We start from the raw sequence: 15,112 nt of genomic DNA on the forward strand, positions 1-15,112 counted from the left end.
ACCGGGCACACCATTGGGAAAATCGTATTAGAGAAATTTTAATCATGATAGTGACAGATAGTATGTAAAATTATATTAACGATTTTTCGAATATATCTATCATAACGTACAATATATCAACGATTTTTCAAATATATCTATCATAACGTACAATATATCAACGATTTTTCAAATATATCTATCATAACGTACAATATATCAACGATTTTTCAAATATATCTATCATAACGTACAATATATCAACGATTTTTCAAATATATCTATCATAACGTACAATATATCAACGATTTTTCAAATATATCTATCATAACGTACAATATATCAACGATTTTTCAAATATATCTATCATAAATCAAATTATATCGATTTATCGACAAATAACAACAATAAGAAAAGGCTGTTCCAGATGAACAGCCTTTTCTTTATTTACTTGAAATCTCTTTATTATTTTGAACGTCTAACGGAGCTCGCTTTCCTATTCCGAAAGCATAGAAACTAATTGTAACGATAGCTAAGAAAATAATACCTACAACTAATGAAATACGAGTATCATCGTTAAACCACATTCCGATTAATACCATAATTAAAAAGGCAATTGTTAAATAGTTTGTAACAGGAGCAAATGGCATTTTGAACGGATGATCTTTCATCTCTGCTCCCTTTTCTTTTCTAAAATTAATTTGACTAATTAAAATGACAAACCATGGTACCATTCCAGGAAGTACACTCGCACTATATACATATACGAATAAGTTTTTCGGTGCGATGTAACTTAAAACAACACCAACCGCCAGACCGATAATTACGCCAACTGTACCAAATAAAGGTACACCATTTCCAGAAAGTTTCGTGAAATATTTCGGTGCTTGTCCATTTACACCTAACGTATAAAGCATACGACCAGCACTATAAATACCACTATTACAACCAGACATTGCTGCTGTAATTACAACGAAGTTAATAAGTCCAGCAGCTGCCGTAATACCAACTTTCGCAAAAGTTGCTACGAACGGACTACCAATTGTACTTAATTGATCCCACGGATACACAGTTACAATAACGAAAATAGCACCAATATAGAAAATTAAGATACGCCAAATTGTACTTTGAATCGCTCTTGTAAGTGTCTTCTTTGGATCCTTCGCTTCACCAGCAGTAATACCGATTAATTCCACACCTTGGTATGCACCAACTACAAGTGATAAAGCAAAGAAGAATCCTGAGAAACCACCTGTAAAGAAACCGCCATTTGACCAAAGATTAGATATGCCAATCGCTTCTCCGCCGTTACCAATTCCAAAGAAAATAAGGCCAAATCCTGCAATAATCATTAATAGAATCGTAACGATTTTAATCATCGCAAACCAAAATTCAAATTCACCAAATGACTTAACAGAAATTAAATTAGCTGCACCAAGAATAACCATTGCAATTATACCTGGTATCCAAGCTGGTAAATCTGGGAACCAATATTGCATATACGCTCCAACCGCGATAATTTCTGACATCCCAACGATAACCCACTGGAACCAGTTACTCCACGCTGTCATATAACCAGCTAGTGGATGAATATACTTATGACCGAATGTCGCAAATGAGCCTGTACTTGGCTCCATATACAACATTTCTCCCATGGCACGCATGATGAAGAAGATGAAAATACCTGCAATTGCATAAGCAAGCATTACTGACGGACCTGTCCATTTAATTGTGCTGGCTGACCCCATAAACAAACCAACACCAATCGTTCCGCCTAAAGCAATCATTTGAATATGACGTGCTTCTAAACCTCTTTTCAATTCTTTGTTTGCCACTTCACTTCCCCCTCTTAGATGATTCATAGCCGCATTTTAACACAAGATGCTTTCCCCTAATTCCTTTCGGCCCTGAAAATGATGAAGCAAACGTCATTTTACACTAGCTTTAAAGCTATCCTAAAATCGTTTTGTGCTCCTAATAAAATTCTCAAAACCTTTCATCTTCCAATATTCTATAAATCTTAAAATTACTTACCTTATATTAATTCATTAATCTGAAAAATTCAATTATTTTTTCAATAAATTATTATACATAAGTCTGATTAATTTTTAACTAAATTAACAATAAAATACATCTATTCAATATGATTCCAGCATGTATATTATTACAATATAAATAACAGAGGAGAGCATTTCTTTCTCGGTTTCATATGTCAAATACTTCAACCTTTATAGTTGATAACGTAATTTCCCACACATTCGATTTATATACCAATGAGAAATTTAATATATTAATAAACTACTAACTTCTTTACCCCAGCCAAAATATAAAAGAGTCTCATTAAAAAATGAGACTCTTTTACAATTTCATATTTAAATCGATTTCGAAGTTTGCTTACCAAAGATAAATACCCTAGTAAACACTACCATTATAACTACAATAACCAGAAAATAAAGTGGCATCACTAGTAACGAGCCTGTATGCAGCTGACTCATCCCCAAAATTGTCATCGTTACAATTACATAGTATCCTAAGCTAAACAATGCTCCGGCTGTACCAATAACATCTTGAAAATCTACTAATGCTAAACTTAAACAGTTAGGCAACGCTACTCCAATTCCTAATAGCAATATAAACATCGCTACTAAAAATCCAATCATATATATTATGTTTGGATTTGATCCAACAAACGTAATAACAGATAAAAGAATAGCTCCCCCTGTCATTACAAGACAACCGACATATATAATCTTCTCTGGTTTATAAGTAGCAAGTAAACGTTTTGAAATTTTCGCTCCAACAATAGAAGCAGATGCAACAACAATTCCTAGAAATCCATACATACTAGGCGATAATTGAAAGTATTCAATAAAGATAAACGGCGCTTCTGCATAATAGCTAAATAAAACACCATTTGCTCCTCCAATTAATAGCCCATATGTTACCACTTTCGGATTTGTAATTAGCCTCTTCAAGACTGAAAACACATTTATTTTATTCGTTACTGATCCCGTCTTTGTTTCGGGAAGAGAAACAAACGTATACAGAAAAATTCCGACACTCATAACTACTAAACTTAAAAATACTATTTTAAAACCAAACATTTGATCAAGAAAGCCCCCAATTAACGGTCCTATCGCTGGTGTAAAAGCAATGACTGCCGAGATTTGAGCAAACATAACATGCCTCTTATGCCCTTCTACACTTTCACGAAGAATCGTTTGTGTAACCACGGATCCTGCACTTGCTCCAAACGCTTGAATAAAACGACTTACCAATAAAACTTCAATGGAATTTGCAATATAGCATAAGAAACTCCCAGCGCCATAAATGACAATTCCAAGTAACATCGCTCGGCGACGACCAATTATATCTGATAACCACCCAATAAAAAATACACCTAACGCAAATCCAGCAAAATACACACTAAGTGTTAACTGCACCTCATTATTACTTACATGTAACGCCTTTGAAATGTCCGGTAAAGACGGTGTGTAAATCGTTTCACTAATTTGCGGAAATGCGACAAGAATAATCATTAACAAAAGTGATGGTACTGAGACTTTTTTCATTTTTCATACCCTCCTATAACTTTGAAAATCTCAGAAATAAAAAGACTTTCCTTAGCTACGGAACAGGAGGGGCCATTATAGAAATCCGGTCATAAAACAACAAAGAAAACACCTCAATTACGTATGTTAATACTTATAGGAGGGTAATATTAACATTGATTTTTAAATATACTTTTTCAATTATATTACATATTGCGTTTCTTTTACTAGTGCTCGGCCTTGGAGGATTGTTAAAAAGATAACTTGATGCAGATACCTTTTTATGGAATAATTAGAAATAGTTTGAATTCGTAAGTTTAATTATTAAACGATAGACTAGCATATTTTAATGTCACAAGCTTACAAACAGGAGGACTTTCGTAATGATTGAAATTTTAAGGACAGTAGTAAACTTTCTAATTTCTCTATTCTCAGGAGAATTACCAATTGTATATTATGTATGGATTATTAGCCTATTCCTAATTCAAATAACCCAATCTACTCTGAACTATAAGCTTTTTAACAAGAAAGATAATTTCAGCACTTATATATCGGAAGGATTACTTGCTTTTATTATTTTATTGTTTGGAGGAATATTAGTATCTAAGTTACTTGCTTACATAATAGACGATCCTACTATTAGTATGACGAATTTAACACATTATTTTGTTTCTCTTATCATATTAACTATATTTGTCGTAATAACCTGTGTTAAAGACTCTATAGAAACATCTATAAAGAATAAAAATATCTCTCTTTTTAGCTTTTTAGTAATTTCCTTCATAACAAGTATACTTTCATTCAAGTTTTTATCACCTTTAATTGAAGGTTCTTTTTCTCTTTCTAAATCTTTTATAACTACTTTAATCATTCTAGTAACCGTATCCATTCCTCTATTAATTTCTTTAGAGGAAAAATATGCAGGTGAAGAGGAAACGGAAAATTTATAGCTTCTCATTTATATAAAAGAAAGAGGGAGCTCCCCTCTTTCTTTTATATCGTTCTATTTCACAAGACTAAATCATTCCTTTTAATATTAATCCTAAAACTGACATTATTATCGCACTAATAATAATTCGTAAAATCCAAGTTGTGTTTGTACTTATTTTTTCTAATTGCTTATTGATTGTTGCTATATCTTTCTCATTAATAGTAGTACGCGTTTCTAAAGCACGAATGTCTCTCATAATTTCTTTTTGCTCCGCCTTGAGACTGTCAATTTTAGCGTAAACATCTTCCATATATTCACACCCTCTGTTCATCTTAATAGAAAAATCTATATATATTATGAGACAACCCTCTTACCTGTGAATACATTGCGTATATCCGCGTACCAAATTTTTGTACAATCTAATTGAATTACTCACATGTTTCCATTCTTCTATTTATAAATTAGCGCTGAGATACATTAAAATTAGAAAAGGAATCCCTTGTTTATTTAACAACAAACAAGGTGCAATCCACTATTCGGGAGCACCTACGATAATTTCTATTGTTTTCATATTTACAACTCCATATAATCAGTATGATTTTCTGAAGAAGCCACTTTTTGAACTGCTTAAAGTATACTAATATGAATACGAAATAGCTGTATTGATAAACTCTCTAGAACAATAAATATACTGGCTGAAACGGATCTATATCCAATATTTTTTCCAGTAACATGAATGGTTATTTCTGATAAATACGTTTGTATATCATTGTTTTCAAAAATTCCATCCTCAACCTTTACAATATCTGCTTCACAATCTACTTCTTTAAAAGTTTTCAATAATTTTGTTTCCAATAAACTACAATCAAAGCTCTCATCTTTTATTACGGCAAATTTAACCTTCATATCGATTTCCCCATTTTTAACAAACTAAAATCACTAAATCAATATAAATATATATTATTCTATTAAATAATTCAAAATATATGTTTCTTATAAACCATTACTAAATCCCAGTTCTAAGGCTTTATATAAAAAAGAAAACAAATAAAGTGAAACTTTAATCAGCCCTCACCAATCGGACTTTTACAAGATTAAAAAATTACTCTTTCAATTGCTAAACTAATTAATATATAATCCCTCTGTGCTCAGTAGTTCGAAATTTTTTTATTTTTAATTCATAGCTTCTGAGAACTTTTTGCTTTAATATTGATAAGTCGCTTCTTACATTCTGTAATATTGGAAATAACTATATAGTAAAACAAATTAACTATTAGGAGTGCTATTTATGTTTGATATACTTCGTCTCTTAATTATATTTCTCATTGCTATCTTTTTATTTTTCTCCATACTAATGGAGTTTAAAAAACCTCAAAAAAGTGTATTTTGGTTTTCAATTGAAGTCTTATCTCTTCTAGGGATTATAATGCTTTTTAAAGATTTTTTATCAAAAATATAACTTATTCCACGAATAATGACGTGTTTCAATACAATATCTTTATCTTTTGAACGATCTTATTTCTTAACACGGACTCTACCTCAAGTTGTCTTTTCTTTATAAAAAAATAGCCCGCCTATTTCTGTAGGCGGACTATATCTTTATTACACCATACAAAAGTATAATTTCTTCTCCACTCAAACTTTATGTAATGATACAAATTCTAAATAAATTATTATCTTTTCTACATTCTTATTATTGATTTTTTGTTCATAAATTCGTAACACATATATATGAGTTATCATGCTAAAATTAGTTTATTCAATAGAAGTTATTCTTAATGAATCGATAATTTTTAATACCCTGTTTAAAGCCTCGCCCCCCTGCGAGGCTTTTTCCTATTTAACTAGAGTAATGGTTATCAACTGTTACTCCGCTGCTACGGATTCTACTTTTAGCTATTCAGCATCAGCACAAGTAAAATTCTTTCCCCCATCATTTGATTTACAAACTGTATTTATCGATTTTTCGGTTATTTTTTCACTTTCATTAGAAACTTGATCTAAATCCATTCGATATACTTGTTCCGGATTCTCTTTTGAATTCCCTTCAATCTGAATTTTCCGATCGAACATCTCAGCCGTGAAGCTACTAGATGTATTTATCATTTTCACTCCATTATTTTCACCTACATAGCGTTCAACTACTCTTTCGGCTTCTTTAAGTTGTTGAGATGTAGGATACGGTATAGATTCCGCTAAAATAACTACACCTACTAAATATGTAATATACAAACCACCTGCAATCAAGATAACTTTCTTTACTGTTTTATTAATCATGCTCTAACTCCCTTTTCTTATTTCGCTATTAAAATATATAATTTTCCTAATTTACATCAATTTCTTTTTAATACATAACATTCGTTTTACATTTTATAAAAAGCACCTCTCTTACTAATTTTCAATTTGATAATATCATTTTATTTATCGTTTTTCAATAAATAATTATTATTAAACGTTTTATTTTTACTGTTTTTATTTTTGATTCAATTTAAAAACAAGTGACTTATTTAAGTCCACTACATCATCAGCAAGTTTAAAAATTTGTTAATTACTAAAATAAAAAAGAGCAATTATATGTAAATCCCCCTCGTTATACCTATGTAGGTCAGTAGTTTAGCTTCAGCACTCACTCTATTCGAGAATACTTTACCAAATATTCAATCTAATGATAAAATTGACCAAATTAATATTTTCTCCCATCACTGTATCAAAAAGTACAATAAAGTGAGACTTTAATCAGTGGGGGTTCTGTTCCCCCCCACTGATTATTAGCCCTCACCTAATGTCTTTGCTTCCGCTGAATTTTGAGGTGAGGGTCTTACTGCCTGGCAAATAGCGGGATAAAGAAAAAATAGCACTCTCACGATTAAGTAAACGCGAGCTTTTTCTTCTATCTACTTACTATTTAAGGTTAATAGTTTAGTAACAAGATTTAAAAATTCGACTTAAATTCATTGATGAATGGAGAGGTTTATATGAAATTAAAAGACAAAGTGGCAATCATAACTGGTGGTGCAAGTGGAATTGGCGAATCTACTGTTCGTCTTTTTATCGAAGAAGGTGCAAAAGTAGTTATTGCTGACTTTTCTGAACGTGGAAAAGAACTATCAGATGAATTGAATGCACATGGATATAATACGTTATTTATTAAAACTGATGTAACAAAAGAGGCAGATATTAAACAGCTAATTCATGAGACAGTAAGTGCATACGGTAAATTAGATATTATGTATGCCAATGCCGGCGTTGCTGATGATGCACCGGCAAACGAATTATCCTATGAAAAATGGAAAAGAACTATTGATATTAATTTGTCTGGGGTATTCCTTTCTGATAAATATTCGATTGAACAATTTCTTAAACAAGGTACAGGTGGTGTCATCGTTAACGCTGGTTCGATTCATAGTTTTGTTTCATTACCTACCCCAACAGCATACTCCTCTGCAAAAGGTGGTGTGAAACTATTAACTCAAAATTTATGTACTGCCTACGCTAAATATGGAATACGTATTAATGCGGTGTGCCCTGGTTATATTGACACCCCTTTACTGGGTAGTGTTAATCCTCAACAGAAAGAATATTTAGCTTCACTTCATCCGCAAGGCAGACTTGGAACACCAGAAGAAGTCGCTAAAGCTGTCTTATTTTTAGCAAGTGATGATGCTAGTTTTGTTAACGGTACAACACTTCTTGTTGATGGAGGCTATACTGCACGTTAATTTAAAAATTTTGAAGCACCCTAAAAAATGTATAGTCTTCAACAAGAAAAAGCGCCATCACAAGTGACGGCGCTTTTTCTATGTAAGAGCAACTAGAAGGTATCCTTCTAGCCTACTCCCATTTATAAGTCCAAAACTGTTCAAGTTGCAGCCATTTTAATGTTGCTGCATCTTTGTTTTTTATTTTTGCATGCGTGTCTTCAAGCATTGCTTCTGTTTGTGAACGGTGCGCACCTAATGCAGTTAATTTATGATCAAATACTTCACTAATGTTATTTACAACATCCGGTTCTCCTAATACTGCTTCACGATTTTTCGTAATCGCAACAGCATGAATAACTGGGCGCTCTTCTTTTGGCATACGTGATACAGCGCGAACGACAGCGCGGCCAAATGCATTATGATCTGGATGTACACCGTGCTCTGGATAAAATGTAATAATTCGAGATGGATTTACTTCTTGAATGATTGCTTCAATTTTGTCAGCAACGAAATCAACATCTTCAAATTCTAACGTTTTATCATGGAAGCCAAGCATTCTTAAATCTTTAATACCCATCGCTTCACAAGCATCTTTCAATTCTTTCTTACGGATATGTGGAATCGTTTCACGGTTAGCGAATACGTTCTTACCCATGTTACGTCCCATTTGTCCTAGAGTACCACATGCATATGTTACAGGTACTCCTTGATCTGTTAATAAGCGAATTGTTCCTCCCGCAGCATATGCTTCATCATCTGGATGCGGAAATACAACAAGTACATGTCTCTCCATAAGTTTCCCTCCTTCTTACTTAAATGGTGTTAAGCTTAACTCAAGTGCAACTGCTAGACGACCTAAATTATCATGTCCAGCTAATAATAAACGCTCTTGATCGTCTACTTCCCAGTGCGTAATACCTTCAGCATATACCCAACCGTGATCCATTTTCAGACCAACTCGGTATGGATTTGTTCCAGTTATCTTCCCGCGTTCAAAACGGATAATCGCATTTCGAATGAAAGCACCAACTGTCATCATCTTTTCATTTATGTGTGATGCATACGCTCCGTTTGTCGTTTCTAAATGAATATATACATCTTTATTTACAAAACGTTCAATTTCATTTTGAATAAGAGAACTATCTTTTACTATTTCCATCGGAATTCACCTCTTTAAACCATTTTACGCAAAAATAATGTAAATTGCTATCTCTATATTAGAGGACAACGCTCACTTTTCCTAATAATTTGCACTGTGTTTTTTATATTTTTTATATGATATGTAAAAAATACATTTTTTCCTTCACTTTGTTAAATAGTTTTCTTTCTTTTTTGAATTTGCTACAATATATTTTATCCCGTATTATTGCAGCGAGATACATTTCGACAATTGAATACATAATTTAAAGAAGGTGACATGATTGGAACAGTCAGCACATGAAGTAGCAAATTGGCAATATTATTTTGCAATTGCCGTATTTTTAATCACGTACGGATTTATTATTTCTGAGAAATTGAATCGTGCTGTAATCGCACTATTCGGTGCTGCTATTATGATTATTTTTGGAGTTGTAGATTTACATACTGCTTTCACATCACATATTCAATGGGAAACGATTACCCTTTTAATTGGGATGATGATTCTCGTACATATTACGAGTCAATCAGGCGTCTTTGAATTTGTGGCCATTAAAGCGGCAAAAGCAGCTGGCGGAAAACCGATTCGCATTTTATTATTACTATCCCTATTAACTGCCGTCGGATCAGCATTTTTGGACAATGTAACGACTGTTTTATTAATCGTTCCTGTTACATTATCCATTACACGTATTTTAAAAGTAAATCCTGTGCCTTATTTGATTTCAGAAGTGCTGTTTTCAAATATAGGCGGAACAGCAACATTAATCGGTGATCCACCTAATATTATGATTGGATCAGCAAACAAGCATTTAGACTTTAACGCCTTTTTAATTAACTTAGCTCCAATCGTAATTATTATTTCTATCGTGACACTTGGCATTATTTACTTCATGTATCGTAACAAACTAAAAACAACACCTGAACAAATCGAAAAACTAATGGCATTAAACGAAAAAGATTACATTAAAGATCAAAGCCTCCTTTTAAAATCTATTTCGATTTTAGGACTCACTATTTTAGGCTTCGTACTTCATTCGATTATTCATGTAGACGCTGCCGTTATAGCGATGACAGGCGCTACACTTCTTATGTTAATCGGCGTGAAAGAACATGATATTGAAGATGTATTTGCCCACGTTGAATGGGTAACCATTTTCTTCTTCGCTGGACTATTCGTTCTCGTTGGCGGGTTAATTGATATCGGACTTATCTCTTCACTTGCAAAAGAAGTAATCGGCGTAACAAACGGTGACATCGGATTCGCAGCTATACTTATTTTATGGGTATCTGGCATCGCATCTGCGACAATCGACAACATCCCATTTGTCGCTACGATGATTCCTCTTATTCAAGACTTAGCTACAGGACTCGGACTATCTGTCGATTCTCCGCAAATCGAAGTACTATGGTGGGCGTTATCTCTTGGAGCTTGCTTAGGAGGAAATGGAACGCTAATCGGAGCATCTGCAAACGTAGTCGTTGCTGGTATTGCAAAACGTGAAGGACATGGCTTCTCTTATATGGACTTCTTAAAAATTGGTTTACCATTAACTATTGTTGCACTCTTGTTATCACATGCTTATATATATTTACGTTATTTAATGTAAAAGTTGTATTGCATGACATTATATCGTCAAATACAAAAGGTTTGCAGCATCGTGCTGCAAACCTTTTTTCATCACCAAAATATACCGATAATTGCTAAACCACCTAAAATCATACCACCAATTTGTCCGATAATTGTTGGTGATAATTGAACACCTTTTCTCACTTCAACAACTGGTCTTTCGTGCCTTAGTTGCTGCACTTCACTTTGAAGTTGGTGCACACTTCCGTGTAACTCTTTAATAAGTTCTTTTAATTCGGCGACCTCTTCATTTACTGGTTTTTCCTTTTCTAAATTCATTTTGCATGACTCCTTATAAATTCAATCAGCACACTGTAAATTTTCGCCAATTACCATTATATCTCCTGCATACTACATATATAATTTCGAATGTACTTTCTAAACTTGCCGCTCTATCCATTCATCCCGCAATATCCCCATAATGATACGGTCAAAACACTTCCCATCTCTTTGAACCGCTTCTCTCATACAGCCTTCCATTTCAAAACCCATCTTTTTATACAATGCAATGGCAGGTTTATTATACGAAATAACATCGAGACCGATGCGGTGTAAATTCAATTCATAGAAAGCATACTTTAGAATAAGATGTATTGCTTCTTTCCCATATCCTTTTCCTCTATCATTCGCATCTCCTATACCAATGGCTAATAAACCTGTTCTGTTATTCCACTCTATACCATGAATCGCCACAAAACCAATTAAGCGATCTTCTTGAACTGTCCTTACCATGAAAGAAACACTATTCGATCTCCGTCCTTTTAATAACCCATCACTTGCTATTTCATTTAAAGATTGCGGGAATGCTACATCTGTATCAACATTTCTTAAATACTCACTATCTTCTTGCCACATAGCCATTACTTCAGCATCTGTTTCTCTCATAGCTGATAATTTAATCGTTTTATTTCGAAAAAGATTCATTGTCATTTCAAACTCCCCCTTTTAAATAACAGGGATACTTATTTTAGCCTATTTATCCCCTTGTTCCATAAACTGTTTCATAAACGGGATACTTACAATAAGCACTGACATTGGCACATCTCCTCCATATTGAATTAACTTCATTGTATAATTTTTTATTTATTCTAACAATAATAGAAAGGCCCTTCAAATTTAGAGGGCCTTTCCTAATAACAAAACTATATTATTTCGTAAACATTTTCTCCGCTTCATCCATTGCCATTTTGTTTCCTAAAGCAGAATAGTCAAGCCATGGTTGATCATTGATAATGTATACATGCTTGCCTTTAACTGCTTTTAAGTCTTTCCAAATTGGCGTTTCTTGAAGTTGTTTAAATGCTGCTTTTGCTTTATCATCTCTATTTACAACAACGAAAATCGCATCTGCATCAAAGTCAGGTAATACTTCTTGTGAAATGACTTCGAAAGGGCGGTTTCCATCAATTTTCTCTACACCATTTGCAGGCTGTAACTCTAAGTCTTGGAATAAAATTGGTCCCATCGGTCTTTTCGTACTAAATACACGCAATTCTTTTGCAGTAACGCGAATTGCCATTACTTTTTCGTTATTACCTAGCTCTTTATCTATTAAACCTTTTACTCGTTTTGATTGCTCTTCGTAATCTTGAATATATTTATCTGCTTCTTTCTCACGGTTTACAAGTTTACCAACTTGTTTTAAATGCTCTCTCCACGTACCTTCATCTAAATTGAAAGAATGTGTTTTTGCAATTTTTTCGTATTTCGCTACATCTTTACCAGCATATTTTTCATCAACATAAATGTCAGTTGGCTTTAATTGAAGTAACGCTTCCATATTCGGATCTGTTACAACACCAAGCTTCTTCGTATCTTTCAACTTCTCTTTAGCGTGCGGTAAGAAATCTTTTAAATCTCCACCAATAACAGAACCTACTGGTGTAATTCCTAATGCAAGTAAATCATTTGTTAAATGAATAGACATTGAAGCAATTTTTGGATCATTACTTTTTTCCGTTTTTTTCGTTGCCTCTTCATTAGCTTTCGTTTGACCACATGCTGCTAATACTAAAATACACATCATGCTAAATAAAATAGTAAGTTTCTTTTTCATATGTTCTCCTCTTTGAAGTATTTATTTTGTTTTTGTAAGTAAATAAAGAAAATACGGTGCTCCTAAAGCTGCCACTACTACACCAGCCGGAATAGAGTTTGGCTCAAATATAGAACGACCTATCGTATCTGCTAGCACTAAAATAATCATTCCGATAATGCCAGCTAAAGGAAGAAAGTGTTGATATGTAGTACCTACTAACTTCCTTGCGATATGCGGAGCAACTAAACCGATAAAACCAATTCCTCCTGCCATCGATACACTTGTGCAAGATAATCCAACCGCTGTAGCTAAAAGTAATAACCGTTCTTTTTGAACAGAAACACCAAGTCCTGCTGCTACACTATCACCTAGTGACAATGCATTTATCGTTTTAGATTTTAGCCACGCATAAGGGGTTAGTATGAAAATCCAAGGTAATAATGCAAAGACATGAATCCAATCCCTTCCCCACACGTTACCAACTAGCCATCTAGAAGCGAATGTATACGTCTCATCATTTAACTTGAGAGAGAAAAATAACGAAATTGCACTAAAGCCAGCTGAAACTGCAATACCAACGAGAATAAGTCTAATGGGAAGTAAACCTTTTGACCGATCACTCGCAAGTAAAATAATAAGAAATGCAGCTAATACTCCTCCGCCAAATGTAAATAACGGTATTAAAATGGATGCACTCTCATTAATAGAATGAAAGAGAGTAACAAATACGATAAGACCGAAAGATGCACCTGAATGCAACCCTAAAATACCAGGATCTGCAAGTGTATTACGTGATAACCCTTGCAAAATCGCACCGGAAATACCAAGACCAATACCGGCTAACATCGTGATTATTATTCTTGGCATACGATAATCATATAGCACGGTTGCACTCTCAAAATTACCATAACCCAAAAGTGTTTCAATTACTCTAAGTGGCGCTATACTCAGTGTCCCTGTATTTAAACTAATTAAAATTACAGCGATACTTATACATCCGAAGATTGTAGTTACAGTAATAGCTCTCTTTTTATCCGTGTTAAAAAGATCTTTCACTTATAACTCCCTCCCAACTTTACGTGCTATATAGAGGAAGAACGGAACTCCAACAAGAGCTACCATAATCCCTATCGCAAGTTCCTTAGGAGGATTTACTGTTCTTGCCCCTAAATCAGCTACAACTAATAACATAGCTCCTAATAATGCTGCCATAGGAATAATGAGTCTATAATTAACACCAACTAATTTTCTAGCAATGTGTGGGATAACTAGTCCCACAAATCCAATAGAACCAACAGCTGAAACAGAAACACCTGCCAGAATAACTACTATAATCATCCCTAGTATTCTCGTTCGGTTCGTTTTCACTCCTAAATTTGTAGCAACATCATCCCCCATTGATATGAGTGAAATAGATTTCCCTAACACTATTGCAAAAATAATCGTTATAAGAATAATAGGGACTAAAAATTTCAAGTGTTCCCACTTAACCCCTGCAACACCACCAGCATACCAAAACGCTAAATCTTGGCTTAAATCATAATAAATCGCAACACCTGAACTTAATGAATGTAAAAGCGCTGCCATAACAGCTCCAGCAATCGTTAACCTCATTGGTGTTAACCCACCTGATGTTGCTGATCCAATAACAAAAATAAGTACTGTACTTAAGACTGCTCCAATAAAGGAAACAATCATTAAATAGGAATACGGCATATGCGGAAAAAAAGCAAAACTAAGTGCTACTACAAACATCGCACCTGCATTTATTCCGAGTACACCTGCATCAGCTAAAGGGTTTCGTGTTACACCTTGCATAACAGCACCAGCTACCGCAAAAGCTGCCCCTACAACTGCTGCTCCAATTACTCTCGGGAGCCTTAATTCATAAATAATTTGGTGCTGTGTTAATTTCGGATCGTAATTCAAAACCGCTGCCCACACCGTTTGTAAATGAATATCCTTTGCACCAAATGAAATGGCTAAAAATATAGATCCAATTAAACATAAAATTGTTAAGCTCATGAAACATATGAACTTAATATGTATCCAGCGGTTACTACCAGCATGTACAGTAGACTTATGTAACATGTTTCATTTCATCCTTTATATTCAGTTGTTTTTTATAATTATTTTTTATTTGTA

The 15,112-nt window shown here is 33.8% G+C and carries 15 protein-coding genes; 3 read left to right on the plus strand and 12 right to left on the minus strand.

Going from position 1 to position 15,112, the window contains the following annotated elements; translation table 11 throughout:
- Positions 1 to 422 precede the first annotated feature (422 nt).
- Both NST90_RS15995 and NST90_RS16000 read right to left on the minus strand, forming a co-directional pair.
- Positions 423 to 1,814: an amino acid permease gene (locus tag NST90_RS15995; RefSeq protein ID WP_001284404.1), complete on the minus strand. Its 1,392-nt coding sequence runs from the start codon at positions 1,812 to 1,814 to the stop codon at positions 423 to 425.
- A gap of 537 nt (positions 1,815 to 2,351) precedes the next feature.
- Positions 2,352 to 3,551 (minus strand): multidrug effflux MFS transporter, encoded by a 1,200-nt coding sequence (locus tag NST90_RS16000; protein ID WP_000757998.1) that lies wholly within the window; start codon positions 3,549 to 3,551, stop codon positions 2,352 to 2,354.
- Between the two features lie 362 nt (positions 3,552 to 3,913).
- On the opposite strand from NST90_RS16000, the gene NST90_RS16005 reads away from it, so the two are divergent.
- Positions 3,914 to 4,480 carry a DUF5823 family protein gene (locus NST90_RS16005; protein ID WP_000570047.1) on the plus strand — a complete coding sequence of 189 codons (567 nt, stop codon included), beginning with the start codon at positions 3,914 to 3,916 and terminating at the stop codon, positions 4,478 to 4,480.
- A 66-nt stretch (positions 4,481 to 4,546) separates the two neighbouring features.
- Here the strand turns inward: NST90_RS16005 and NST90_RS16010 are convergent, their stop codons facing one another.
- From NST90_RS16010 to NST90_RS16020, 3 genes are all read right to left on the minus strand, one after another.
- Positions 4,547 to 4,771: a hemolysin XhlA family protein gene (locus NST90_RS16010; RefSeq protein ID WP_000390461.1), complete on the minus strand. Its 225-nt coding sequence runs from the start codon at positions 4,769 to 4,771 to the stop codon at positions 4,547 to 4,549.
- Between the two features lie 317 nt (positions 4,772 to 5,088).
- A complete protein-coding gene (locus tag NST90_RS16015) occupies positions 5,089 to 5,367 on the minus strand; it encodes a hypothetical protein (protein WP_000865019.1) in 279 nt (92 codons plus the stop codon).
- Between the two features lie 990 nt (positions 5,368 to 6,357).
- Positions 6,358 to 6,738 carry a hypothetical protein gene (locus NST90_RS16020; RefSeq protein ID WP_000608949.1) on the minus strand — a complete coding sequence of 127 codons (381 nt, stop codon included), beginning with the start codon at positions 6,736 to 6,738 and terminating at the stop codon, positions 6,358 to 6,360.
- 698 nt (positions 6,739 to 7,436) lie between these two features.
- Between NST90_RS16020 and NST90_RS16025 the strand changes: the two genes are divergently transcribed.
- Positions 7,437 to 8,180 (plus strand): glucose 1-dehydrogenase, encoded by a 744-nt coding sequence (locus tag NST90_RS16025; RefSeq protein ID WP_000768015.1) that lies wholly within the window; start codon positions 7,437 to 7,439, stop codon positions 8,178 to 8,180.
- 112 nt (positions 8,181 to 8,292) lie between these two features.
- Here NST90_RS16025 and bshB2 read toward each other — a convergent pair whose 3' ends face one another.
- Positions 8,293 to 8,955 carry a bacillithiol biosynthesis deacetylase BshB2 gene (gene bshB2 / locus NST90_RS16030; RefSeq protein ID WP_000439483.1) on the minus strand — a complete coding sequence of 221 codons (663 nt, stop codon included), beginning with the start codon at positions 8,953 to 8,955 and terminating at the stop codon, positions 8,293 to 8,295.
- Between the two features lie 15 nt (positions 8,956 to 8,970).
- Positions 8,971 to 9,321, minus strand: a complete 351-nt coding sequence (locus NST90_RS16035) for a YojF family protein (protein ID WP_000407045.1) — start codon at positions 9,319 to 9,321, stop codon at positions 8,971 to 8,973.
- A 262-nt stretch (positions 9,322 to 9,583) separates the two neighbouring features.
- Between NST90_RS16035 and NST90_RS16040 the strand changes: the two genes are divergently transcribed.
- Positions 9,584 to 10,909 (plus strand): ArsB/NhaD family transporter, encoded by a 1,326-nt coding sequence (locus NST90_RS16040; protein ID WP_000437982.1) that lies wholly within the window; start codon positions 9,584 to 9,586, stop codon positions 10,907 to 10,909.
- 71 nt (positions 10,910 to 10,980) lie between these two features.
- Here the strand turns inward: NST90_RS16040 and NST90_RS16045 are convergent, their stop codons facing one another.
- The 5 genes from NST90_RS16045 to NST90_RS16065 all read right to left on the minus strand — a co-directional run bounded on the left by NST90_RS16045 (position 10,981) and on the right by NST90_RS16065 (position 15,058).
- Positions 10,981 to 11,208, minus strand: a complete 228-nt coding sequence (locus NST90_RS16045) for a hypothetical protein (RefSeq protein ID WP_001047311.1) — start codon at positions 11,206 to 11,208, stop codon at positions 10,981 to 10,983.
- 99 nt (positions 11,209 to 11,307) lie between these two features.
- Complete coding sequence (locus NST90_RS16050; protein ID WP_000178508.1) at positions 11,308 to 11,859, minus strand: GNAT family protein; 552 nt, start codon at positions 11,857 to 11,859, stop codon at positions 11,308 to 11,310.
- Positions 11,860 to 12,076: 217 nt separating this feature from the next.
- Complete coding sequence (locus NST90_RS16055) at positions 12,077 to 12,985, minus strand: iron-hydroxamate ABC transporter substrate-binding protein (RefSeq protein ID WP_000728217.1); 909 nt, start codon at positions 12,983 to 12,985, stop codon at positions 12,077 to 12,079.
- 21 nt (positions 12,986 to 13,006) lie between these two features.
- Positions 13,007 to 14,023, minus strand: coding sequence for an iron ABC transporter permease (locus NST90_RS16060; RefSeq protein ID WP_000653822.1), 1,017 nt, complete (start codon positions 14,021 to 14,023; stop codon positions 13,007 to 13,009).
- Complete coding sequence (locus NST90_RS16065) at positions 14,024 to 15,058, minus strand: iron ABC transporter permease (RefSeq protein ID WP_000902738.1); 1,035 nt, start codon at positions 15,056 to 15,058, stop codon at positions 14,024 to 14,026.
- Positions 15,059 to 15,112 lie beyond the last annotated feature (54 nt).

This window comes from Bacillus sp. FSL E2-8900 (assembly GCF_037966225.1).
GTDB lineage: Bacteria > Bacillota > Bacilli > Bacillales > Bacillaceae_G > Bacillus_A > Bacillus_A cereus.

Bases quoted from the DNA above. Each gene is read 5' to 3' on its own strand.
- NST90_RS16000 (WP_000757998.1), bottom strand. From the start codon at position 3,551: ATGAAAAAAGTCTCAGTACCATCACTTTTGTTAATGATTATTCTTGTC.
- NST90_RS16005 (WP_000570047.1), top strand. From the start codon at position 3,914: ATGATTGAAATTTTAAGGACAGTAGTAAACTTTCTAATTTCTCTATTC.
- NST90_RS16010 (WP_000390461.1), bottom strand. From the start codon at position 4,771: ATGGAAGATGTTTACGCTAAAATTGACAGTCTCAAGGCGGAGCAAAAA.
- NST90_RS16015 (WP_000865019.1), bottom strand. From the start codon at position 5,367: ATGAAGGTTAAATTTGCCGTAATAAAAGATGAGAGCTTTGATTGTAGT.
- NST90_RS16020 (WP_000608949.1), bottom strand. From the start codon at position 6,738: ATGATTAATAAAACAGTAAAGAAAGTTATCTTGATTGCAGGTGGTTTG.
- NST90_RS16025 (WP_000768015.1), top strand. From the start codon at position 7,437: ATGAAATTAAAAGACAAAGTGGCAATCATAACTGGTGGTGCAAGTGGA.
- bshB2 (WP_000439483.1), bottom strand. From the start codon at position 8,955: ATGGAGAGACATGTACTTGTTGTATTTCCGCATCCAGATGATGAAGCA.
- NST90_RS16035 (WP_000407045.1), bottom strand. From the start codon at position 9,321: ATGGAAATAGTAAAAGATAGTTCTCTTATTCAAAATGAAATTGAACGT.
- NST90_RS16045 (WP_001047311.1), bottom strand. From the start codon at position 11,208: ATGAATTTAGAAAAGGAAAAACCAGTAAATGAAGAGGTCGCCGAATTA.
- NST90_RS16050 (WP_000178508.1), bottom strand. From the start codon at position 11,859: ATGACAATGAATCTTTTTCGAAATAAAACGATTAAATTATCAGCTATG.
- NST90_RS16055 (WP_000728217.1), bottom strand. From the start codon at position 12,985: ATGAAAAAGAAACTTACTATTTTATTTAGCATGATGTGTATTTTAGTA.
- NST90_RS16065 (WP_000902738.1), bottom strand. From the start codon at position 15,058: ATGTTACATAAGTCTACTGTACATGCTGGTAGTAACCGCTGGATACAT.